Source organism: Dankookia rubra (assembly GCF_004355005.1).
GTDB lineage: Bacteria > Pseudomonadota > Alphaproteobacteria > Acetobacterales > Acetobacteraceae > Paracraurococcus > Paracraurococcus ruber_A.
This window is the reverse complement of sequence record NZ_SMSJ01000011.1, coordinates 97,415-117,918: the sequence shown is the minus strand read 5'-3', so window position 1 is coordinate 117,918 and position 20,504 is coordinate 97,415. Positions and strand designations below refer to the sequence as shown.

Here is a 20,504-nt window from a genome sequence, read left to right as displayed (position 1 = left end):
GCGTGGAACCTGAAGCGGCGGCGGGCATTTGCCCGCATTCTCCCACCATGCCTAACTGCCGGGGAAGACCACGGGGGAAGACAACGACCGATGCCGGAAGCGCCGACGCCGACACGCCTGCAGCCGCCCGCCGATTCGCGTGTCGAATACTCGGTTCCCGTCGGCGACACGATGAAGACCACCACCTGCTACATGTGCGCCTGCCGCTGCGGCATCCGGGTGCACCTGAAGGATGGCCGGATCCGCTATATCGAGGGCAATCCCGACCACCCCGTGAACAAGGGCGTCATCTGCGGCAAGGGCAGTGCCGGCATCATGACGCAATACGCGCCGGCCCGGCTGAGCAGCCCCCTGCTCCGCGTCGGCGAGCGTGGCTCCGGCGAGTTCAAGGAAATCTCCTGGCCCGAGGCGATGGAGATCGCCACCGGCTGGCTGCGGAACATCCGGGAGACGGATCCGCGCAAGCTCGCCTTCTTCACCGGCCGCGACCAGTCGCAAAGCCTGACCGGCTTCTGGGCCGCGCAGTTCGGCACGCCGAACTTCGCCGCGCATGGCGGCTTCTGCTCGGTCAACATGGCGGCCGGCGGGCTTTATTCCATTGGTGGCTCGTTCTGGGAATTCGGTGAGCCCGACTGGGATCGCGCCAGATACGTGCTGATGTTCGGCGTGGCCGAGGACCACGACAGCAACCCGATCAAGCTCGGCGTCTCGAGAATCAAGGAACGCGGGGCGAAATTCGTCTCGGTGAACCCGGTGCGCACCGGCTATTCCGCGGTGGCCGACGAATGGGTCGGCATCCGCCCCGGCACCGACGGGCTCTTCGCGCTGGCGCTGGCGCATGAGCTGCTGCGGACCGACAAGATCGACCTCGAATTCCTGGGGCGCTACACCAATGCCGCCTGGCTGGTGGTGCGCAACCCGGGCGGGGCCGATGACGGCCTGTTTGCCCGCGACGAGAACGGCGCGCCGCTGGCCTGGGACCGCATGCGCGGCGCGACGGACGCCAAATCGGCCGGCCTCTCGCCCGTGATGGTCGGCGACTACACGTTGCCGGATGGCCGGCAGGCCCGGCCGGTCTTCCACCTGCTGGCCGAGCGCTACCTCGCCCCTGAATACGCGCCCGATGCGGTCGCCGAACGCTGCGGCATCCCCGCCGCGACCATCCGCCGCATCGCCGCGGAGATCGCCGAGGTCGCCTTCGGGCAGCCGCTGGTGCTGGATCAGCCCTGGACCGATGTCTGGGGCAACCGCCACGCGCAGACCATCGGCCGCCCGGTCGCCTTCCATGCCATGCGCGGCATCTCGGCGCATAGCAACGGCTTCCATTCCTGCCGCGCGCTGCACCTGCTGCAGATGCTGCTGGGCGCGGTCGATACCCCGGGCTCCTGGCGCTACAAGTCGCCCTTCCCGCGGCCGATCCCGCCCGGCCCGCCGCCGGCCGGCAAGGGCGCCAAGCCGAACACGCCGCTGGTCGGCAACCTGCTGTCCTTCCCGCAGGGCCCGGACGACCTGCTGGTCGACGATGCCGGCAATCCCTTGCGCATCGACAAGGCCTTCTCCTGGGAAGCGCCGATGGCGCTGCACGGGATGATGCACACCGTCATCGGCAATGCCGGCGCCGGCGATCCCTACCCCATCGACACGCTGTTCATGTTCATGGCCAACATGGCCTGGAACAGCGCGATGAACCCGGGCGAGGTGATCCGCATCCTGACCGAGAAGCGCCCGGACGGCGAGCACGTCATCCCGCACGTCATCTACTCGGATGCCTACTACTCCGAGACGGTGCCCTATGCCGACCTGATCCTGCCGGACACGACGTATCTGGAACGCTGGGACTGCATCTCGGTGCTCGACCGCCCCATCGGCAGCGCGCACGGCGCCGGCGATTCGATCCGCCAGCCCGTCATCGCGCCCGACCGCGACGTGCGCCCCTTCCAGGAGGTGCTGATCGAGCTCGGCGCGCGGCTCGGACTGCCAGCCTTCGTGAGGGAGGACGGCAGCCCGAAGTTCAAGGACTACCCCGATTACATCGTCAACCACCAGCGCGCGCCCGGCGTCGGCCCGCTGGCCGGCTTCCGCGGCACGGATGGCAGCAAGAAGGGCGTCGGCGAGCCGAACCCGGACCAGCTGCAGCGATACATCGACAATGGCTGCTTCTGGCGCGACCACCTGCCGCCGGAGCAGCACTGGTACAAGCACGCCAACCAGGCCTATCTCGACAACAGCAAGGCCATGGGCTTCATCCCCAAGGCCGAGCAGATCGTCATGCAGATCTGGTCGGAGCCGCTGCAGAAATTCCGCCTGGCCGCCGAGGGCCATGGCGAGCGGCAGCCGCCCGACCGCCTGCGCGAGCGCATCCGCACCTATTGCGACCCGCTGCCGATCTGGTACCCAGCCCTGGAGCAGCAGGGCGCCGACCTCGCGCGCTTCGACCTCTCGGCGGTCACCCAGCGGCCGATGGCGATGTACCATGCCTGGGGCTCGATGAATGCCTGGCTGCGGCAGATTCATGGCTCCAACAAGCTCTACATGGCGCGCAGCAGGGCCGAGGCCCTGGGACTGGTGCATGACGACTGGATCTGGGTCGAGAGCCGCAGCGGCCGGCTCAAATGCCAGCTCGCGGTGATGGAAGGCGTGAACGCCGACACGGTCTGGACCTGGAACGCCATCGGCAAGCGCGGCGGCGCCTGGGGCCTGACGGAGGACAGCCCGGAAATGCTGCGCGGCTTCCTGCTGAACCACGTCATCAGCGAATGGCTGCCGGCGCAGGAGGGTTTCCGGAGTGCCAATGCCGACCCGGTGACCGGGCAAGCCGCCTGGTACGACCTGCGTGTCCGCGTCACCAAGGCCGACAGCCCCGGCGTGACCGAACCGCATTACGCCCCCCTGCACGAACGGCCGAACCAGCCGAAGCGTGTCGACATCCTGCGCTACAGCACGAAGTCCGAAGCATGACCTGCCTGCCCGAGATCACCCCCGGCGCTAAGAAGCTGGGCCTCGTCATCGACCTCGACACCTGCGTCGGCTGCCAGGGCTGCGCGACCAGCTGCAAGGAATGGAACGCCTCCGGCCATTCCGCGCCGCTGCCGGACTACAAGCCCTATTCCGCCGGGGCCGAGGGCGTCTGGTTCAACCGCGTCCACAGCTACGAGGCCGGCGAGGGCGCGGACGGCCGCACGGTCCACTTCCCCCGGTCCTGCCTGCATTGCGAGACGCCGGCCTGCGTCACGGTCTGCCCCACGGGGGCCTCCTACAAGCGCGGCGAGGACGGCATCGTCCTGGTCGACCACGACATCTGCATCGGCTGCGGCTTGTGTGCCTGGGCCTGCCCCTATGGCGCGCGGGAGATGGACGAGGACCAGGGGGTGATGAAGAAATGCACCCTCTGCGTCGACCGCATCTACAACGAGACCATCCCCGAGGCGCAGCGCCAACCGGCCTGCGTGCTAGCCTGCCCGACCAAGGCGCGGCATTTCGGCGATCTCGGCGACCCCGAGAGCAAGGTCAGCCGGCTGGTCGCCGAGCGCGGCGGCCAGCCGCTGATGCCCGAGCTCGGCTACGGCCCGGTGAACAGCTACCTGCCGCCGCGCCGCCGTGCCGATACCCAGCCGGTTGAGGACGCGCCGACGCCGATGGACATCAAGAACCCCGTGCTGCGCTGGATGGACCGCGTTCTGAGCCGATGAATCCCGCCCCCTCGATCGTCTTCTTCACCACCGCCTCGGGCGCTGGCTACGGGCTGCTCTTCTGGCTCGGCCTGCTGCGGCCGGTCGGGCTGGTGCCGCAGGTGCCGGCCTTCGCGCTGCTCTGCCTGGCGCTCGCGCTGCTGCTGATCACCGCGGGGCTGGCTTCCTCCTTGCTGCATCTCGGCAATCCGCAGCGGGCCTGGCGGGCCTTCAGCCAGTGGCGTTCGTCCTGGCTGTCGCGGGAAGGCGTGGCGGCGGTCGCCACCTATATCCCCGCGCTGCTCTTCGGCACTGCGCTGCTGACCGGCCGCCCGGGACTCGCCACCATCGCCGGGCTGGTCGCGGCGCTCGGCGCCGTGGTGACGGTGTGGTGCACCGGGATGATCTACGCCTCGCTCAAGCCCATCCCGCAATGGCACCACCCGCTGGTGGCGCCGGGCTACCTGCTGCTCGCGGCCTATACCGGCATGGCGCTGCTGGCCGCGGTCTCGGCCATAGGCGGCGTGGTGGCGGGGCCGGCCAGCTTCATCGTCACCCTCGGCCTCGCCGGGCTGGTGCTGAAGATCGCCTATTGGCGCCTGGTCGATGGCGGCATGGGCCGGTCGAGCGCAGAGAGCGCCACCAGCCTCGGCTTCATCGGCCGCGTCCGCCCGCTCGACCCGCCGCATACCGAAACCAACTACCTGCTGCGGGAGATGGGCTTCCGCATCGCCCGCAAGCATGCGGCGAAGCTGCGCAACCTCACCCTGCTGCTCGGCTTCGGCGGCCCGGTCCTGCTGGCGCTGCTGGCAACGCAACTCGGCTTCGGCGGGCTGCTGCTGCCGTTGGCGGCGCTGCTGGCGCTGGGCGGGATGCTGCTGGAACGCTGGCTGATGTTCGCCGAAGCGCGGCACACCGTGACGCTCTACTACCGCGGCACGTAACCACGCTTGCTCCCTGGCCCGTGGCTTGCAAGGCTCGCTGCGGGAGACGGGAAGGACAAGCGGATGCGCAAACAGGTATTCGGGCTGGCGCTCGCGGCAGCGATCGCCTCTCCGGCGAAGGCGGCCGACATCACCATCGCGGTGGGGGGCGCCTTCACTTCGATGGACCCGCATTTCTTCGACCTTTCGCCAAACCATGCGCTGACCTGGCACGTCTTCGACCGGCTGGTGCATCCCAATGCCGACCAGCGCCCCTCCCCCGGCCTGGCGACCGGCTGGAAGCCGATCAACGAGCTCACCTGGGAGTTCAAGCTGCGGGAGGGCGTGACCTTCCACGACGGCTCCCCCTTCACCGCGGACGACGTGGTCTTCACCTTCGCCCGCGCGCCCAACGTGCCGAACAGCCCGACCTCGATGGGCCAATACATCCGCCCCGTCACCCGGCTGGACGTGGTGGATGCCCACACCATCCGGCTGCATACGGCGGAGCCGGTGCCGTTGATCCCGCAGATGATGTCCTCCTTCTCCGTGGTCGGCCGCAAGCAGGGCGAGGGGCCGGGCGGCGTCGCGCTCGGCACCGCCGACTACAACTCGGGCAAGGCGGCGATCGGCACCGGGCCCTACAAGCTGGCCTCCTTCACCCTCGGCGACCGCGCGGTCTTCACGAAGAACCCGGCCTGGTGGGGCCCGGCCCAGCCCTGGGACAAGGTGACCTACCGGCTTATCACCAACGACAGCGCGCGCGTCGCGGCCCTGCAATCCGGTGACGTCGACGCGATCGACGCCGTGCCGACGCGCGACGTGGCGCGGCTGCAGAAGGATGCGCGGCTGAACGTCGCCTCCCGCCCCGGGCTGCGGCTGATCTACCTCTACGTCGATTCCAACCGGCCGCAGACGCCGCATGTCACCGACAAGGCCGGCAACCCGCTGCCGACGAACCCGCTGCGCGACGTGCGGGTGCGCCAGGCGCTGAGCATGGCGATCAACCGCGAAGGCATCCGCCGGCAGATCATGGAAGGCTTTTCCCTGCCCACCGGCCAGGCGCAGCCGGAAGGAGCGATGGGCTACGATCCCTCGATCAAGGTGCCGGCCTATGACGCCGAGGGGGCGAAGAAGCTGCTGGCCGAGGCCGGCTACCCCGATGGCTTCGCCATCACCCTGCACGGGCCGAACGACCGCTACGTCAACGACGACTCCATCGCCCAGGCCCTGGCGCAGATGTGGAGCCGCATCGGCGTGAAGACCGCGGTGCAGACCAGCCCGGCCAGCGTCTTCTTCACCGCCGGCGGCGTGCGGGACGAGCATTCGATCGCGCTGACGGGCTGGAGCACCTCGACCGGCGAGCCCGACACGCATCTGTCGCTGATGCTGTCGACCCCCGACCCGGCGCGCGGCCGGGGCACCCGGCTGCGGCCCTCGCACTACAGCAATCCCGACCTCGACCGGCTGGTCGACCGTGCCCTGACCACCATCGACCAGGAAGCGCGGGAGAAGCTGTATTTCGAGGCGATCCGCATCGGCTTCCAGCAGGAACTGGCGGTGATCCCGATCCACCATCAGGTCAACATCTGGGCCATGCGCAAGGGCATCAGCTACGCGCCGATGCTGGCGGAATGGACCCGGGCAACGGAATTCTCGCTGGCGAAGTGAGAAAGGTAGGGAGGAAAAGGCACTCCCTCCCCAGGCCCCTTCCTTCCCGCTCGTGGGTCGGCACCCGTCATGCGGCGGGTGCCAGGCTCCAGTGAAATAGAGGAAGGTCCAGGGAGGATACCTCCACCCTGGCCCTACCCTGGTCCGATCCCCGTCTCCTCCCGCCGGCGCTTCTCCACCTCCTCGCCGTAGCGCCGCAGCAGGTGCGCCTCGGTCAGCAGGCCGAGCACGCGGCGCGCCGGCCCGTCCACCACCGCCAGCGCCTCGGCCTCCGCCGCCTCGAAGATCGCCATGGCGTCGCGCACGTTGGTGCGGGGCAGCAGCACGCGGTCCTGGTGGCGGGCGAGTTCCGCCAGCGTCGCCGTCTCCGGCGGCGCCGCATGCGCCTCGGCCACCGCGACGATGCCGGCATAGCGCCCGTCCGCATCCAGCAGCACCACCTGCGTCGCGGCGCCGAGCGGCACCGCGGCACGGAAGGCGGCAAGCTCCATCGCCTCCGGCACGCTGCGCGGGTCGCGCCGCATCAGCCGCCCCGCGGTCAGGTCGTTGATCCAGCCGATGTCGTGCGCGCCGCGGATGCTCTCGCCGCGCAGGTGGAAGCGCCAGGTGGCGAAGGAATAGCCGAAGAGCCGCCGCACGATCAGCCCGGCGACCGCGACCGCGGCCAGCACCAGCCCGACGACCGCCAGGCTGCCCGTCGTTTCCAGCGCCAGAAATGTCATCGCCAGCGGGGCACCGATGACCGCGGCGCCGAAGGCGCTCATCCCCACCAGCGCCATCACCAGCGGGTCCGGCCCGGGCGGCGCCGCCATCGCCACCAGCGCGGCGAAGAACTTGCCGCCCAGCGCGCCGATCAGCAGCGAGGCGAAGAACAGCCCGCCGCGGAAGCCGCTGGCGACCGAGACCATGGAAGCCAGCGCCTTCACCACGATCAGCAGCAGCACCAGCCGCGCCGGCGTCTCCGTGATGAAGGCGAGGTGCAGCGCGCCGTGCCCGGCCGAGAGCGCGACGGTCGAGACGGTGGCCAGCCCGCCGACGCAGAGCCCGCCCAGCATGAGCCGCAGCGCGGCCGAGGGGATGGCGCGGGACAGCAGCGCCTCGGTCGAGGCCACGCCGCGCATCAGCAGGATCGCCGCCAGGCCGCAGAGCGCGCCGAGCAGCAGCGCGAGCGGGTAGAGCGCGTTGTCGACCACGCTCGGCGCCACCGATTCCACCGCATAGGTCCCGGCCTCGAGCCCGCGGGCCACCAGCGTGGCGGTGACGGCCGAGGCGATCACCGGGAACAGCGCGCCGATGCTGTAGGTGCCGATCACCAGCTCGAAGGCGTAGAAGGCGCCGGTCAGCGGCGCGTCGAAGGCGGCGCCGATGGCGCCCGCGGTGCCGGCGCCGACCAGCACGCGCAGGTCGCCCCGCCGCAGCGCGAAGGCGGTGCCGAGGCGGGAGGCGATGCCGCCCCCCGCCTGGGCATAGCCGGCTTCCAGCCCGACCGAGGCGCCGACGCCGTTCGACAGGATGGTCTGCACGCCGACCACCGCCGCATCGGTCAGCGACAGCCGGCCGCCATGCAGCGCATTGGCCTCGATCGGGTCCACCGGCGGCTTCGGTCGCCAGCGCTTCAGCGCAAGGTTCAGCGCAAAGAGCGCCAGCCCGCCCAGCATCGGCACCAGCAGCAGCCGCCAGCTCGGCACGAAGGTGGCGGAGGAGAGCCGGAATTGCGGGCCGATGCCGAAGAGCAGCATGTGCAGCCCGCGCGCCGCCGCCCCCATGCCCCAGGCCAGCAGCCCGACCGCGCCGCCGATCAGCGCGGCGAGCGCGACGATCGCCACCTCGCTGCCTCGGACCCAGCTCCGCAGCGCGACGCCCCGGCGGGCGCGGCGCCGCAGCAGGACCAGGTTGCGGCGGGTGAGGACGGGCACCCGCCTATTCGGCGCGGATGTTGTTCGCCTTCACCACCGCGCCCCAGCGGGCATGGTCGCGGCGCATGATCTCGCCCAGCCCCTCCGCCGTGCCGCCGCCCGGCTCGTCTCCGCGGCTGGTGATGTTGCGGCGGATGGCCTCGTCCTGGCAGGCCTGGTTCACCGCGGCATTGGCGCGCTGGATGATGTCCTTCGGCGTGCCCTTGGGCGCGAACAGGCCGATCCAGGCGAGCACGACGAAGTCCTGGATGCCCTGCTCCGCCGCGGTGGGGATGTCGGGGAAGGCGGGGATGCGCTCGGCGGTCGTCACCATCAGCCCGTTGATCTGCTTCGCCTGGACGAAGGGCGCCACCACGCTGGCGCCGTCGGCCATGACCTGGAAGCGGCCGGCGATGAAGTCCTGCATCGCCGGGCCGCTGCCGCGATAGGGCACGTGCGTCATCTCCGGCCCGCCGATCCTGCTGCGGAACAGCTCCATCGCCACATGGGACAGGCTGCCGGAGCTGGCCGAGCCGTAGTCGACATCGCCCTTCTTCGACTTCGCCCAGGCGGCGAATTCCGCGACCGTCTTCGCGGGGACTGAGGGATGCGTGCAGAAGATCAGCCCGCTCTGCAGCATCATCGCGATCGGCTCGAGCTCGAGCGGGTTGAAGGTCATCGACGGCATGGTGTGCGGGTTGATGACCAGCGGATTGGCATTGCCGACCAGCAGGGTATAGCCGTCCGGCCTGGCGCGCATCACCGTCTCGGTCCCGAGATTGCCGCCGGCGCCGCCGCGGTTGTCGATGACCACGGGCTGGCCGAGCGCCTGCTGCAGGCCGTTCTGCAGCACGCGGGCGGCGAAGTCGGTCTGCCCGCCCGGCGGGAAGCCGACCACCAGGGTGACCGGCCGGTTCGGCCAGGGTGCCTGGGCCAGGGCGGGCGCGGCGAGCGCGCCGGCGCCGAGCGCCAGGGTGGTGCGGCGGGTGAAGGTCTGGGTCATGCGCGTCGCCTCCCGGATGGGCCGCCAGCGCGAGCAGGGGCGGCAGGGCGCGGATAGCCGATCCCGGCGGCGCAACCCAATGCCAAGCGCGCGCGGTCCCGCCATCTAGCCGCCGCGTCCTGCAAGCGGCAGGATGGCGCAACGCCATTCCCCGGGAGGACCATCGTGACCCTGACCCGCCGCGCCGCGCTGGCCGCGCCCGCCCTGCTGCTCGCCGTGCGGGCCCGGGCGCAGGCCGGCTTCCCCAACCGGCCCGTGCGCATGATCGTCCCCTATACGCCGGGCGGCGTCTCCGACATCACCGCACGGTTGATGGCGGAGCCGCTGGCGGCGATCTGGGGCCAGGCGGTGCCGGTCGAGAACCGCGCCGGCGCCGATGGCGTCATCGGCTCCGAGGTCATCGCCCGCGCCGCGCCGGACGGCCATACGCTCGGCCTCGTCTCGGTCGGGCATCCCGTGAACCCGGCCTACTACAAGCTGCCCTACGACACGCTGCGGGACTTCTCCTTCGTCACGCAGACCACCTCGACGCCGCTGGTGCTCTGCGCCGGCAAGGGCTTCGGGCCGGGCAACGTGGCAGAGCTGATCGCCCATGCGAAGAAGAACCCCGGCGTGACCTTCGCCGGCACCGGCGGCGTGGTGCGGCTGGCCCCCGTGCTGTTCGGCCAGCAGACCGGGACCGACCTCGCCTACATCCCCTATCGCGGCAGCACTCAGGCGCATCCGGACCTGATGGCCGGCCGCGTCGACATCATGTTCGACACCGTCCCGGCGGCGCTGCCGCATATCCAGTCCGGCGCCTTCAAGGCCCTGGCGACGACCGGTGCGAAGCGCGCGCCGCAGCTGCCCGACGTGCCGACGGTGGGCGAGACGCTGGCGGGGTTCGAAGCCTCGACCTGGGGCATGGTGATTGCCCCGGCCGGGCTGCCGGAAGCGGTGCTGGCCAAGCTCAACGCCGACTGTGTCGCGGCGCTGCAGCGGCCGGAGGTGATCGAGAAGCACCGGGTGCTCGGGGCGGAGGTGGTGACCTCCTCGCCCGCCCAGATCCGCGCCTTCACCGAGAGCGAGATGAAGAAGTGGGGCGAGGCGGCGCGCAAGGCCGGGATCGTGCCGCAGTAGCTTGACGACGCGGCGCGGCCAGGCGGACCCTTCGGCAAAATCCGGAGGAGACCCCATGCGTCGCGCCCTTCTCACGCTCGGCCTGCTGCTGGCCTTGGCCCTGCCCGCCGCGGCGCAGGCGCCCAGCTATCAGGTCGATCCCTTCTGGCCGAAGCCGCTGCCGAACCGCTGGGGCATCGGCCAGGCGGCGGGCGTCGCGGTGGACGCCCGCGACCATGTCTGGGTGATCCACCGCCCGCGCACCATGACGAAGGACGAGGCCGGCGCGGCGCAGACCCCGCCGCTGTCGGAATGCTGCGTCCCGGCGCCCTCGGTCATCGAGTTCGACGCGGACGGCAACGTCGTGCAGGCCTGGGGCGGGCCGGGGCACCACCCGAGCTGGCCGGAGAACGAGCACGGCATCCATGTCGACCAGAAGGACAATGTCTGGATCGCCGGCAATGGCCCGAACGACCATGTCCTGCTGAAATTCGCCCGCGACGGCCGCTTCCTGCTGCAGATCGGGAAGAAGGGCGAGACCGGCGGCAGCAACGACCCCGAACGGCTCGGCCGGCCGGCGGATGTCGAGGTCGATCCGGCCACCAACGAGATCTTCGTCGCCGACGGCTACGGCAACCGCCGCGTCATCGTCTTCGATGCCGAGACCGGCGCCTACAAGCGCCATTGGGGCGCCTATGGCGAGCGGCCGCCGGCGGACGAGACGCTGCCGGCCTACCGGCCCGGCGACTCCGCGAAGTCGCCGGCGCGCTTCTTCCGCAACCCCGTGCATTGCGTGCGGCTGGCGAAGGACGGGCTGCTCTATGTCTGCGACCGGGCCAACGACCGCGTCCAGGTCTTCCGCAAGGACGGCAGCTTCGTGCGGGAGTTCGTCGTCGCGCCCGATACGCTCGGCAGCGGCTCGGTCTGGGATATGGATTTCCTGCCGGACCCGACGCAATCGGTGCTGCTGGCGGCGGATGGCTCGAACAACGTGGTGTGGCTCATGGGGCGCGACGACGGCGCCCCGCTCGGCCGCTTCGGGCGCAACGGCCGGAATGCCGGCGAATTCCACTGGGTGCACAACATGGCCGTCGACAGCCGCGGCAACGTCTTCACGACCGAGGTGGATACGGGGAAGCGGGTGCAGCGGTTCCGGCTGGTCTCGCAACTGCCGCGCTGAAGGCCGGGGAGAAGGTATTCTCCCCGGGCCCCTCGTCTGTTTTTCTGAGTCCAGCGCTCGCAGCGCGGCGGCACCCGACCCATAGCAAGGACAACAGGAATTCGGGGAAGGATGCCTTCCCTCCCCGACCTTGCCTGTCAGGCCTTCGCCACCTCGCCCCCGGCCTCGACCCAGTCCTTGAAGCCGCCGAGGTTGCGGACGTCCTTGTAGCCGAGGTCCTGCAGCAGCTTGCCGGCCAGCGCGGCGCGACCGCCGGAGGCGCAATAGGTGATCACCACCGGCTTCTGGAAGGCCGGGTTGGGATCGGGGCTTTCCGGATCGGCGCGGAATTCCAGCAGGCCGCGCGGGATCGGCAGCGCGCCGGGGATGGTACCGGACGCGGCGAGTTCCGCCGGCTCGCGCAGGTCGATGAAGACGGCCTCGCCCTTGGCGTGCAGCGCCTTCGCCTCGGCCGGCGAGATGCGCGGCACGGCGGCATTGGCGGCGGCAACCAGCTCCTTCACGGTGGTCGGCATCGGACTTCCTCCCTGGTGTGGAAGCGAAAGCCTAGCCGAAGGCATCCGCCAGGACGAGGCCGAGCAGCGCCGCCGCCCCCACGCCCAGCACCGCGAAGGTCAGCCCCATGCCGGCGGTCCGGAAGCGGAAGACCTCCGGCTCATGGCTGATGCCCCAGGCATGCAGCACGCGGCCCGCGAGGAAGGCGCTGCCCAGCGCGTGCAGGCCCCAGGCCGGCAGCCCCATCCCCTCCAGCAACCCGAGCAGGATCAACCCGAGCGGGACGTATTCCGCGCAATTGCCATGCGCCCGCACCGCCCGTTCCACCAGCCGGTGCGGCGCGCCGAGCGCCACCTTGGTGCGCCGCCGCACGCCAATGACCCGCAGCGAGAGCAGGATGAACAGCGCGGCGAGCAGGGCGGCATAAAGGGAGGTGGCGGGCAGGGGCATGTCCGGGTGCTCCGAGGCGGTCGGACGCCCTATATCCCATCCGATGGAATCCCTTGCCCTCTACCTGCACTGGCCCTTCTGCGCGGCGAAATGCCCCTATTGCGACTTCAACAGCCATGTGCGGGACAGCATCGACCAGGGGCGCTGGCGCGACGCCCTGCGGCGGGAACTGGCGCGGGAGGCGGCGCGCAGCGGGCGGCGCCCGCTCGCCAGCATCTTCTTCGGCGGCGGCACGCCGAGCCTGATGGCGCCCGAGACCGCCGCGGCGCTGATCGAGGATGCCAAGCGGCTGTTCGACGCGCCGGATGACCTCGAGATCACGCTCGAGGCCAACCCGACCAGCGTCGAGGCGGCGAAGCTCGCCGCCTTCCGCGCCGCCGGCGTCAACCGCCTCTCGCTCGGCGTGCAGTCGCTGGATGCCGAGGCGCTGCGCTTCCTCGGCCGCCGGCATGACGTGCCGCAGGCCATAGCGGCGCTGGAGGCGGCGCGGGCGCTGTTCCCCCGGCTGTCCTTCGACCTGATCTATGCGAGGCCGGGCCAGGCCGAGGCCTCCTGGCGGGCCGAGGTGCGGCAGGCCCTGGCGCTGGCCGCCGACCACCTCTCGCTCTACCAGCTGACCATCGAGCCCGGCACGCGCTTCGCCACCGAGCATGCCCGCGGCGCCTTCGCCCTGCCCGACGACGACGCCGCGGCGCGGCTGTATTGGGCGACGGTGGAGGAGGCGGCGCGCTTCGGCCTCTCCCCCTACGAGGTCTCCAACTACGCCAAATCAGGCGCCGAGAGCCGGCACAACCTGGTCTACTGGCGCTATGGCGACTACCTCGGCATTGGCCCGGGCGCGCACCAGCGACTGATGCTGGACGGGTCGTTGCTGGCCGCCCGCCGCCACCGCGCGCCGGAGGAATGGCTGGCCCGGGTCGAGCGCGACGGCCATGCGGTGACCGAGGAGGAGGCGCTGAGCCCGCGCGACCGGGCACGGGAGGCGCTGCTGATGGGCCTCCGCCTGGCCGAGGGCGTGGACCCGGCCCGGCTGGCGGCGCGGTCCGGCCTGACGCTCGCGGATTCGGTCGACCCGGCGATGCTCGCGGCCTGCCTGGACGAGGGCTACCTGGAATGGGGCGCGGCGGGCCGGCTGGTGGCGACCGACGAGGGCCGCATGCGGCTGGACGCGATGCTGCCCGTCCTGCTGCGGTAACGCCGCCGCTTGCGCGGCGGGCCGAAGCCTGCTGCGCTGGCGCCCGGTGCGGGGCAAGCCCGCGCGGGAGGAAACCGGATGGCCACCACGGCGGGCCGCCGCGCGATCGTCATCGGCGGCTCGATCGGCGGGCTCTTCGCCGCCAACCTGCTGCATCGCCGCGGCTGGGACGTGCGGGTCTATGACCGCGTTCCCGGCAGCCTGGAGTCCCGCGGCACCGGCATCGCCCACCATCCGGAAACCGAGGCGATCCTCGCCCGCGCCGGAGTCCAGGACGAGCACGCGCCGGGCGTGCGGGTGGAGGGGCGCGTCGCGGTCGGGCCGGACGGCACCATCCTCGCCCACGCGCACTACCCGCAATACGTCACCGCCTGGGGCCGGGTCTTCAACCCGCTGCGCCTGGCCTTCCCGGCCGAGCGGATGCGGACGGGGATGGAACTGCGCGCCCTGGACCAGGACGCCGAGGGCGTCACCGCGCATTTTGCCGATGGCAGCAGCGCGACCGCCGAGCTGCTGGTCGGCGCCGACGGCTTCCGCTCCGCCGTCCGCGCCGCGGTCGCGCCAGATGTCGTGCCGATCTACTGCGGCTATGTCGGCTGGCGCGGGCTGGTCGAGGAGAGCGTCTTCTCGCCCGCCTTCGCCCCGGTCTTCGCCCAGTTCACCTTCCTCTTCCCCGGGCATGGCGAGTTCATCGGCTACCCCATCCCCGGGCTGAACGACAGCGCCGAGCCGGGCCGCCGGCGCTACAACTTCCTATGGTACTATCCGCTCGATGCCGGCGCGCCGCTCGACGACCTGCTGACGGATGCGGCCGGCACGCGGCACGCCTATTCCATCCCGCCCGGCCTGCTGCGCCCGGCGCACGGCGCCGCGGTCAAGGCCGATGCCGCGGCCCGGCTGCCCGAGCCCTATGCCGAGGCGGTGCGCCGCGCCGAGGGCTTCCTGGTGCAGCCGATCTACGAGCTGGAATCGCCCGCCATGGGCTTCGGCCGCGTCGCGCTGCTGGGCGATGCCGCCTTCACCGCGCGGCCACATGTCGGTGTCGGCGTGCTGAAGGCGGCCGAGGACGCCGAGGCCCTGGCCGAGGCGCTGGACGAAGCTCCCGTGCCGGCGGCGCTGGCCGCCTACGGCGCGCGCCGGCTGCCGCATTGCCGCGCTGCCGTCGCGGTCAGCCGGCATCTCGGCGGCTTCATCGAGCGGCGGTTGCCGCGGCCGGACGCTGACCCGGCGCTCGGGCTCACGCTGCCGCGGCTGCTCGCGCTGAGCGGCCGGCCGGTCGCCCGCGACGCTTACGGGAATGCGGATTGACCGCAGGGCACGGCCACCGGCATCGTTGCGGCAAGACGGCCCTTTGGGGCCGAGGGAGGAGCGAGAGGACATGGCCGATCTCGACCGCATGAGCGTGACCGCGGAGGCGATCGCGCAGATGGCGAAGACGCCGGATCCGCGGATGCGCGAGGTCATGGCCGCCGCCATCCGGCACCTGCACGACTTCGCCCGGGAGGTGGACCTGAAGCCGGACGAATGGCTGGCCGGCATCGCCTTCCTGACCGCCGTCGGCCAGGCCTGCACACCCTACCGACAGGAGTTCATCCTGCTGTCCGACGTGCTCGGCCTCTCGCGCCTGGTGAACGTCATGCACGACGCCGAAGGCCGCGAGGCGGCAGGGACCGAGACCAGCCTGCTCGGTCCCTTCTTCCGCGAGAAGGCGCCGGAATTCGCCCCCGGCGAAAGCATCGCCGTGCACTCCACCGATGGCGAGCAAATGGTGCTCTTCGGCACGGTGACGGATGCCGATGGGCGCCCGGTGCCGGATGCCGAGATCGACATCTGGCAGACCGACGCGCATGGCCAGTACGACCTGCAGGCCAACGACCCCGAGGTGATGGACCTGCGCGGCCGCTACCGGACCGACGCCGCCGGGCGCTACCACATGCGGACGGTCAAGCCGATCGGCTATTCCATCCCGATGGACGGGCCGGTCGGGAAGTTCGTCCGGCAGCAGGACCGCCACGGCATGCGGCCGGCGCATATCCACGTGCTGGTGCAGGCGCCCGGCTACCGCGAACTGGTCACCGCGCTCTACCTCGGCGACGACCCCAACATCGACAGCGACACCGTCTTCGGCGTCTCCGACTCGCTGGTGGTGACGCCGTCGATGGGACTGCCGGGCGCGCCGCGCAGCGACCTGCCGGCGGTGCGCTACGATTTCCGCCTGTCGCGGCTTGCGGCGGGGGAGACCGGCGGGCGCGTCGGCGCCGATCCATCGCAGATGATGCCAGCGGCCCAGTAGAGGCCGCAGCGACTTCAAGGGAGGACAACGAGAATGACCGAGATCACCCGACGCGGCCTCGGCCGCGTCGCCGCCGGCGGCGCGCTGAACGTCGCCGCTGCCGGTGCGCTTACCGCCGCCGCCGGCGCCTTCCCCGCCCTCGCCCAAGGCGCCAACCCGATCCGCATCGGCTTCTCGATGTCGCTCTCGGGCGGGCTCGCGGCGAACGGCCGCTCGGCGCTGCTGGCGCAGAAGATCTGGGCGGAGGACGTGAACGCCAAGGGCGGCATCCTCGGCCGCCAGGTGCAGCTGGTATCCTATGACGACCAGAGCAACCCGGCGAACGTCCCCTCGCTCTACACGAAGCTGATCGACGTCGACAAGGTCGACATGGTCACCTCGCCCTATGCCACGGCGATGATCGCGCCCTCCATGCCCGTCGTGATGCAGCGCGGCATGTGCTACGTCTCGCTCTTCGGCGCCGGCGTGAACGAGAAGCTGAAATACGACCGCTACTTCTCGATAAACGTCACCGGGGACGACATCAAGGGTACCTATGCCCGCGGCTTCCTCGAATGCACCAAGATGCTGCCGACGCCGCCGAAGACCATCTCGATCCTTGCGGTCGACAACGACTTCGCCCAGCGCGCCGCGGAAAGCGTGCGGACGCTGAGCCGCGAATACGGGCTGCGGATCGTCTACGACCGGTCCTACCCGCCGAGCACGGTTGACTTCACGCCGACCATCCGCGCCATCCAGGCGCAGCGGCCGGACGTGATCTTCTTCGCCTCCTACCCGCCCGACAGCAACGGCATCCTGCGCGCGGTCAGCGAGCTGCGCGTCACCGCCGCGCTGTTCGGCGGCGGCATGATCGGCACACAGATCGCGGCGGTCCAGGCGCAGCTCGGCCCCATCCTGAACAACCTGGTGACCTGGGACGTCTACTCGCCCGAGCCCACCATGCGCTTCCCCGGCGTGGTCGAGTTCCAGGAGAAGTACCGCGCCCGCGCGCCGCAGGAACAGACCGACGTTCTGGGCAACTATCTGCAGCCCTATGCCTATGCGCAGATGCAGGTGGTGGAACAGGCGCTCAATCGCGTCGGCAAGGTCGACCAGGCCGCGCTGACCGCCGACATGCGGGCCAACAAGTTCGGCACCATCGTCGGCGAGATCGAATTCAGCGCGCTCGGCGAGTGGAAGAAGGAGCGCAACCTCTTCGTCCAGTTCCAGAACATCACCGATGGCGACCTCGAGAAGTACAAGAAGCCCGGCACCAAGGTGATCCTCTACCCGCCCGAGCTGAAGTCCGGCACGCTGCACACGCCCTACGGCGCGCCGGCCTGAACCGCGGATGGATCCCGATCTCTCGCTGCTGCTGAACGGCATCGTCAGCGGCCTGCTGCTCGGCGGCCTTTATGCCGCCGCGGCGTCCGGCCTCGCGGTCTCCTTCGGCATGCTGGACATCGTCAACATCGCGCATCCCGTGCTGATGGTGGCGGCCGGCTTCTTCGTCGTGCTGGTCGGCACGGCGCTGGGGCTCGATCCGCTGCTGGTCGCGGTGCTGCAGGCGCCACTGTTCTATGTGCTGGGGATCGGGCTCTATACCGCCTACAACTACTTCTTCGAGCGGCGGGGAGACGAGGCCTTGCAGGGCCTCGCCTTCTTCTTCGGCGTGATGTTCATCATCGAGGTCGGGCTGGTCCTGCTGTTCGGGCCGGAACAGCGCTTCCTCGATCCCGACTATGCCTTCGTCACCTGGCGGCTCGGCGAGATCGACGTGCCGCTGCGCATGCTGATCCCGGCGCTGCTGGCGATGGCGTCGATCGGCGCGCTCTACTGGTTCCTGCAGCGCACCTTCACCGGCCTGGCCATCGCCGCCGTCGCCCAGGACCCCGAAGCGCTGCGGCTAATGGCGGTCGACCCGGTGCGGATCAAGCGCATCGCCTTCGGCATCTCGGTCGCGCTGGCCAGCATCGCCGGCGGCGCGCTGGTGGTGGTGCAGCCGATCGACCCCTCCACCCACAACGTCTTCATCGGCCGGGTCTTCGCCATCTGCATCATGGGCGGCATGGCCAGCCTGCCCGGCTGCATCCTCGCCGCCTTCCTGTTCGGCGTGGTCGAGAACCTGACCGCGACCTTCTACGGCCCCTCCTGGGCGCCGGCCGTCGCCTTCGGCTGGCTGCTGCTGGTGCTCGCGGTCCGGCCGCAGGGCCTGTTCGGGAGGGCGGCATGAGCGCCGCCACCCTGCCCGCCCCGGCCCTGCCGCCCGCCTTGCCGAAGGAGCGGAAGCACCTGACCTATTGGCTCGGCGCCGCCGCGGTGGCCGCGGCGCTGATCGTGGTGCTGCGGCTGATCGGCAACGAGTATGGCTGGTATGCCGGCTATTTCGTGTTGCAGTACGTCGTGCTCGCCGCCGCCTGGAACATCCTGGGCGGCTATGCGGGCTACGTGAATTTCGGCGCGGCCGGCTTCATGGCGACGGGCTCCTATACCGCCGTGGTGCTGAACGAGGCCTTCGGCTTCGACGTGCTGCCGGGCATCCTCGGCGCCGCGGTGGTCGCCGGGCTGCTCGGCCTCGGCACCGGCTACCTGACCTTGCGGCTGCGCGGGGTCTACTTCTCCATCGCCACGCTGTGCCTGTCCGTGGTGCTGCAGACGCTGGTGGTGAACTGGGACTATGTCGGCGGCTCGCGCGGCGCCTACATCATCCGTCCGCGCAGCGTGCCGCCCTTCCTCAGCTACGGCGAATACATCTTCGTCGTCATGCTGGTGCTCGCGGTCATCGCCGTCGGCATCGGCCGGACGGTGGAGATGTCGCGTCTCGGGCGCGGGCTGCAGGCGATCCGCGACAACGAGCGCGCGGCCGAGGCGGTGGGGGTGCCGACGCTGCGGCTCAAGCTCATCGCCACGACCCTGTCGGGCGCGCTGATGGGCGTGGCCGGCGCGCCGTTGCCCTTCTATGCCGGCTACATCAACCCGGAAGGCGCCTTCAACCTGGCCTATGCGGTGAACTGCATCGCCATGCCGCTGATCGGCGGCGCCGGCACCTGGCTCGGCCCGGTGATCGGCGCGGTGCTGCTGGCGACCCTGCAGCAGGCGGCGACGGTGACCATCTCCTCCGCCCTCAACCTCTGGATCGTCGGCTGGATGCTGGTGCTCTTCGTCGCGCTGGCGCCCCGCGGCATCCTCGGCTGGTTCCGTCGCCGATGAGCGGGCGCGAGATCCTGCTGCGGGCCGAGGCGGTGGGAAAGCGCTTCGGCGGCTTCACCGCGCTGCAGGGCATCGACCTCGAACTGCGCGCCGGGGAGCGCCTTGGGCTGATCGGCCCCAACGGCTCCGGCAAGTCCACCTTCGTCAATTGCATCAGCGGCGACTTCGCCGCGCATGACGGGCAGGTCACGCTGGCGGGCAAGCCGCTGGCCGGGCTGAAGCCGCATCGCCGGGCGCGGCTCGGCCTGGCCCGCACCTTCCAGCTGCCGCAGCCCTTCACCAGCCTCTCGGTGCTGGAGAACGTGCGGGTGCCGCTGCTGTTCTCGGGGGAGGCGGCGGAGGCCTCGCGCCGCGCGCTCGATTGCCTGGAGCAGGTGGAACTCGCCGGCAAGGCGGACAAGCTGCCGAAGGAGCTGACCCAGGTCGAGCAGCGCCGGCTGGAACTCGCCCGCGCCATCGCGCTGCGGCCGCAGCTGCTGATCGCGGACGAGGCGATGGCGGGGCTGTCGCACGCCGAGGTCGACCAGATCATCGCCCTGTTGCTGCGGCTGAATGCCGCCGGCACGGCGGTGATCATGATCGAGCACATCATGCGCGCGGTGACCGCCTTCGCCGAACGCCTGATCGTCTTCGTCGCCGGCCGCAAGATCGCCGACGGCCCGCCGCAGGCGGTGCTGGCGCTGCGCGAGGTGGAGGACGCCTATCTTGGCAAGCAGTAGCGCGCTCGAGATCAGCGGCATCGATGCCGGCTACGGCGCAGTGCGGGTGCTGGAGGACGTGACGCTGACCGTCCCGGCCGGGCAGACGGTGGTGCTGCTCGGCACCAACGGCAACGGCAAGACCACCTTGATGCGCAGCATCATGGGTCAGGTGCGGCCGAGCGCGGGCACGGTGCGCGCGGTGCTGGACGGCCAGCCCACCGACCTCGTCGGCCGCTCGCCGGAGCAGGTGGTGGAGCTCGGCATCGTGCTGGTGCCGGAGGGGCGACGGCTGTTTCCGCGCCTCTCGGTCGAGCAGAACCTCCGGCTCGGCGCCTATCGGCCGGTGGCGCGCGCGAAGCTGGCCGAGAACCTCGCGCTCTGCTTCGAGATGTTCCCGCGCCTGGCCGAGCGCCGCACCCAGCTGGTCGGCAGCATGAGCGGCGGCGAGCAGCAGATGGTGGCGCTCGGCCGCGCGGTGATGTCCGCGCCGCGCATCCTGCTGGTGGACGAGCCCTCGGTCGGGCTCGCGCCCATCCTGGTCTCCCGCACCATGGAGATGATCGCCGAGATGAAGGCGCGGCTCGGCCTGACCGTGCTGATGGCGGAGCAGAATTTCCACCAGGCGGTCCGCATCGCCGACCGCGGCTATGTCATCGCGCACGGGCGCATGGTGTTCGAGGGCGGCTCGGCGGCCGAGCTGCAGGACAACGAGCTGGTGCGGAAGGTCTATCTCGGTCTCTGAT

18 protein-coding genes are annotated in these 20,504 nt (G+C 70.7%); 14 read left to right on the top strand and 4 right to left on the bottom strand.

The genetic code is table 11. The features are described from left to right. Positions 1-90 precede the first annotated feature (90 nt). From E2C06_RS11690 to E2C06_RS11675, 4 genes are all read left to right on the top strand, one after another. Positions 91-2,958, top strand: a complete 2,868-nt coding sequence (locus E2C06_RS11690; protein WP_133288783.1) for a molybdopterin-dependent oxidoreductase — start codon at positions 91-93, stop codon at positions 2,956-2,958. Continuing rightward, on the top strand, positions 2,955-3,689 hold the full coding sequence (locus E2C06_RS11685; protein WP_133288782.1) for a 4Fe-4S dicluster domain-containing protein: 735 nt from the start codon (positions 2,955-2,957) through the stop codon (positions 3,687-3,689). The genes E2C06_RS11690 and E2C06_RS11685 overlap by 4 nt, the downstream gene beginning before the upstream one ends. Beyond that, positions 3,686-4,612, top strand: a complete 927-nt coding sequence (locus E2C06_RS11680) for a dimethyl sulfoxide reductase anchor subunit family protein (protein WP_133288781.1) — start codon at positions 3,686-3,688, stop codon at positions 4,610-4,612. The genes E2C06_RS11685 and E2C06_RS11680 overlap by 4 nt, the downstream gene beginning before the upstream one ends. A 63-nt stretch (positions 4,613-4,675) precedes the next feature. After that, positions 4,676-6,262, top strand: a complete 1,587-nt coding sequence (locus tag E2C06_RS11675) for an ABC transporter substrate-binding protein (RefSeq protein WP_133288780.1) — start codon at positions 4,676-4,678, stop codon at positions 6,260-6,262. A 134-nt stretch (positions 6,263-6,396) separates the two neighbouring features. Here the strand turns inward: E2C06_RS11675 and E2C06_RS11670 are convergent, their stop codons facing one another. Further along, the gene (locus tag E2C06_RS11670) at positions 6,397-8,178 is read right to left on the bottom strand and encodes a chloride channel protein (protein ID WP_241671227.1); all 1,782 of its coding nucleotides are present in this window, start codon (positions 8,176-8,178) and stop codon (positions 6,397-6,399) included. A gap of 4 nt (positions 8,179-8,182) precedes the next feature. Further along, positions 8,183-9,160: a Bug family tripartite tricarboxylate transporter substrate binding protein gene (locus E2C06_RS11665; protein WP_133288779.1), complete on the bottom strand. Its 978-nt coding sequence runs from the start codon at positions 9,158-9,160 to the stop codon at positions 8,183-8,185. A 165-nt stretch (positions 9,161-9,325) separates the two neighbouring features. Here E2C06_RS11665 and E2C06_RS11660 point away from each other — a divergent pair, with 165 nt between their 5' ends. After that, on the top strand, positions 9,326-10,279 hold the full coding sequence (locus E2C06_RS11660) for a tripartite tricarboxylate transporter substrate binding protein (RefSeq protein WP_133288778.1): 954 nt from the start codon (positions 9,326-9,328) through the stop codon (positions 10,277-10,279). 55 nt (positions 10,280-10,334) lie between these two features. Beyond that, entirely contained in the window at positions 10,335-11,438 is a 1,104-nt protein-coding gene (locus E2C06_RS11655) for an NHL repeat-containing protein (protein WP_133288777.1), read from the top strand. A 137-nt stretch (positions 11,439-11,575) separates the two neighbouring features. Here the strand turns inward: E2C06_RS11655 and E2C06_RS11650 are convergent, their stop codons facing one another. Both E2C06_RS11650 and E2C06_RS11645 read right to left on the bottom strand, forming a co-directional pair. Further along, positions 11,576-11,953, bottom strand: coding sequence for a rhodanese-like domain-containing protein (locus E2C06_RS11650; protein WP_133288776.1), 378 nt, complete (start codon positions 11,951-11,953; stop codon positions 11,576-11,578). A gap of 31 nt (positions 11,954-11,984) precedes the next feature. After that, complete coding sequence (locus E2C06_RS11645) at positions 11,985-12,383, bottom strand: MAPEG family protein (RefSeq protein ID WP_133288775.1); 399 nt, start codon at positions 12,381-12,383, stop codon at positions 11,985-11,987. A gap of 43 nt (positions 12,384-12,426) precedes the next feature. Between E2C06_RS11645 and hemW the strand changes: the two genes are divergently transcribed. From hemW to E2C06_RS11605, 8 genes are all read left to right on the top strand, one after another. Next, entirely contained in the window at positions 12,427-13,578 is a 1,152-nt protein-coding gene (gene hemW / locus E2C06_RS11640) for a radical SAM family heme chaperone HemW (protein ID WP_133288774.1), read from the top strand. A 78-nt stretch (positions 13,579-13,656) separates the two neighbouring features. Then, positions 13,657-14,886 (top strand): FAD binding domain-containing protein, encoded by a 1,230-nt coding sequence (locus E2C06_RS11635; protein WP_133288773.1) that lies wholly within the window; start codon positions 13,657-13,659, stop codon positions 14,884-14,886. 70 nt (positions 14,887-14,956) lie between these two features. Further along, positions 14,957-15,871, top strand: a complete 915-nt coding sequence (locus tag E2C06_RS11630) for a dioxygenase family protein (RefSeq protein WP_133288772.1) — start codon at positions 14,957-14,959, stop codon at positions 15,869-15,871. Positions 15,872-15,904: 33 nt separating this feature from the next. Further along, entirely contained in the window at positions 15,905-17,194 is a 1,290-nt protein-coding gene (locus tag E2C06_RS11625; protein ID WP_133288771.1) for an amino acid ABC transporter substrate-binding protein, read from the top strand. A gap of 7 nt (positions 17,195-17,201) precedes the next feature. Continuing rightward, positions 17,202-18,083, top strand: coding sequence for a branched-chain amino acid ABC transporter permease (locus tag E2C06_RS11620; protein WP_133288770.1), 882 nt, complete (start codon positions 17,202-17,204; stop codon positions 18,081-18,083). Continuing rightward, a complete protein-coding gene (locus E2C06_RS11615; protein ID WP_133288769.1) occupies positions 18,080-19,060 on the top strand; it encodes a branched-chain amino acid ABC transporter permease in 981 nt (326 codons plus the stop codon). Before E2C06_RS11620 ends, E2C06_RS11615 begins: the two co-directional genes overlap by 4 nt. Then, positions 19,057-19,779, top strand: a complete 723-nt coding sequence (locus E2C06_RS11610; protein WP_133288768.1) for an ABC transporter ATP-binding protein — start codon at positions 19,057-19,059, stop codon at positions 19,777-19,779. The genes E2C06_RS11615 and E2C06_RS11610 overlap by 4 nt, the downstream gene beginning before the upstream one ends. Further along, positions 19,766-20,503, top strand: coding sequence for an ABC transporter ATP-binding protein (locus tag E2C06_RS11605; RefSeq protein ID WP_206664512.1), 738 nt, complete (start codon positions 19,766-19,768; stop codon positions 20,501-20,503). The genes E2C06_RS11610 and E2C06_RS11605 overlap by 14 nt, the downstream gene beginning before the upstream one ends. The last annotated feature ends 1 nt before the right edge of the window (position 20,504 follow it).

Excerpts from the sequence above, each read along its gene's own strand:
- E2C06_RS11620 (WP_133288770.1), top strand. The coding sequence starts at position 17,202 with ATGGATCCCGATCTCTCGCTGCTGCTGAACGGCATCGTCAGCGGCCTG.
- E2C06_RS11690 (WP_133288783.1), top strand. The coding sequence starts at position 91 with ATGCCGGAAGCGCCGACGCCGACACGCCTGCAGCCGCCCGCCGATTCG.
- hemW (WP_133288774.1), top strand. The coding sequence starts at position 12,427 with ATGGAATCCCTTGCCCTCTACCTGCACTGGCCCTTCTGCGCGGCGAAA.
- E2C06_RS11665 (WP_133288779.1), bottom strand. The coding sequence starts at position 9,160 with ATGACCCAGACCTTCACCCGCCGCACCACCCTGGCGCTCGGCGCCGGC.
- E2C06_RS11650 (WP_133288776.1), bottom strand. The coding sequence starts at position 11,953 with ATGCCGACCACCGTGAAGGAGCTGGTTGCCGCCGCCAATGCCGCCGTG.
- E2C06_RS11615 (WP_133288769.1), top strand. The coding sequence starts at position 18,080 with ATGAGCGCCGCCACCCTGCCCGCCCCGGCCCTGCCGCCCGCCTTGCCG.
- E2C06_RS11635 (WP_133288773.1), top strand. The coding sequence starts at position 13,657 with ATGGCCACCACGGCGGGCCGCCGCGCGATCGTCATCGGCGGCTCGATC.
- E2C06_RS11610 (WP_133288768.1), top strand. The coding sequence starts at position 19,057 with ATGAGCGGGCGCGAGATCCTGCTGCGGGCCGAGGCGGTGGGAAAGCGC.
- E2C06_RS11680 (WP_133288781.1), top strand. The coding sequence starts at position 3,686 with ATGAATCCCGCCCCCTCGATCGTCTTCTTCACCACCGCCTCGGGCGCT.
- E2C06_RS11630 (WP_133288772.1), top strand. The coding sequence starts at position 14,957 with ATGGCCGATCTCGACCGCATGAGCGTGACCGCGGAGGCGATCGCGCAG.
- E2C06_RS11655 (WP_133288777.1), top strand. The coding sequence starts at position 10,335 with ATGCGTCGCGCCCTTCTCACGCTCGGCCTGCTGCTGGCCTTGGCCCTG.
- E2C06_RS11685 (WP_133288782.1), top strand. The coding sequence starts at position 2,955 with ATGACCTGCCTGCCCGAGATCACCCCCGGCGCTAAGAAGCTGGGCCTC.
- E2C06_RS11625 (WP_133288771.1), top strand. The coding sequence starts at position 15,905 with ATGACCGAGATCACCCGACGCGGCCTCGGCCGCGTCGCCGCCGGCGGC.
- E2C06_RS11645 (WP_133288775.1), bottom strand. The coding sequence starts at position 12,383 with ATGCCCCTGCCCGCCACCTCCCTTTATGCCGCCCTGCTCGCCGCGCTG.
- E2C06_RS11675 (WP_133288780.1), top strand. The coding sequence starts at position 4,676 with ATGCGCAAACAGGTATTCGGGCTGGCGCTCGCGGCAGCGATCGCCTCT.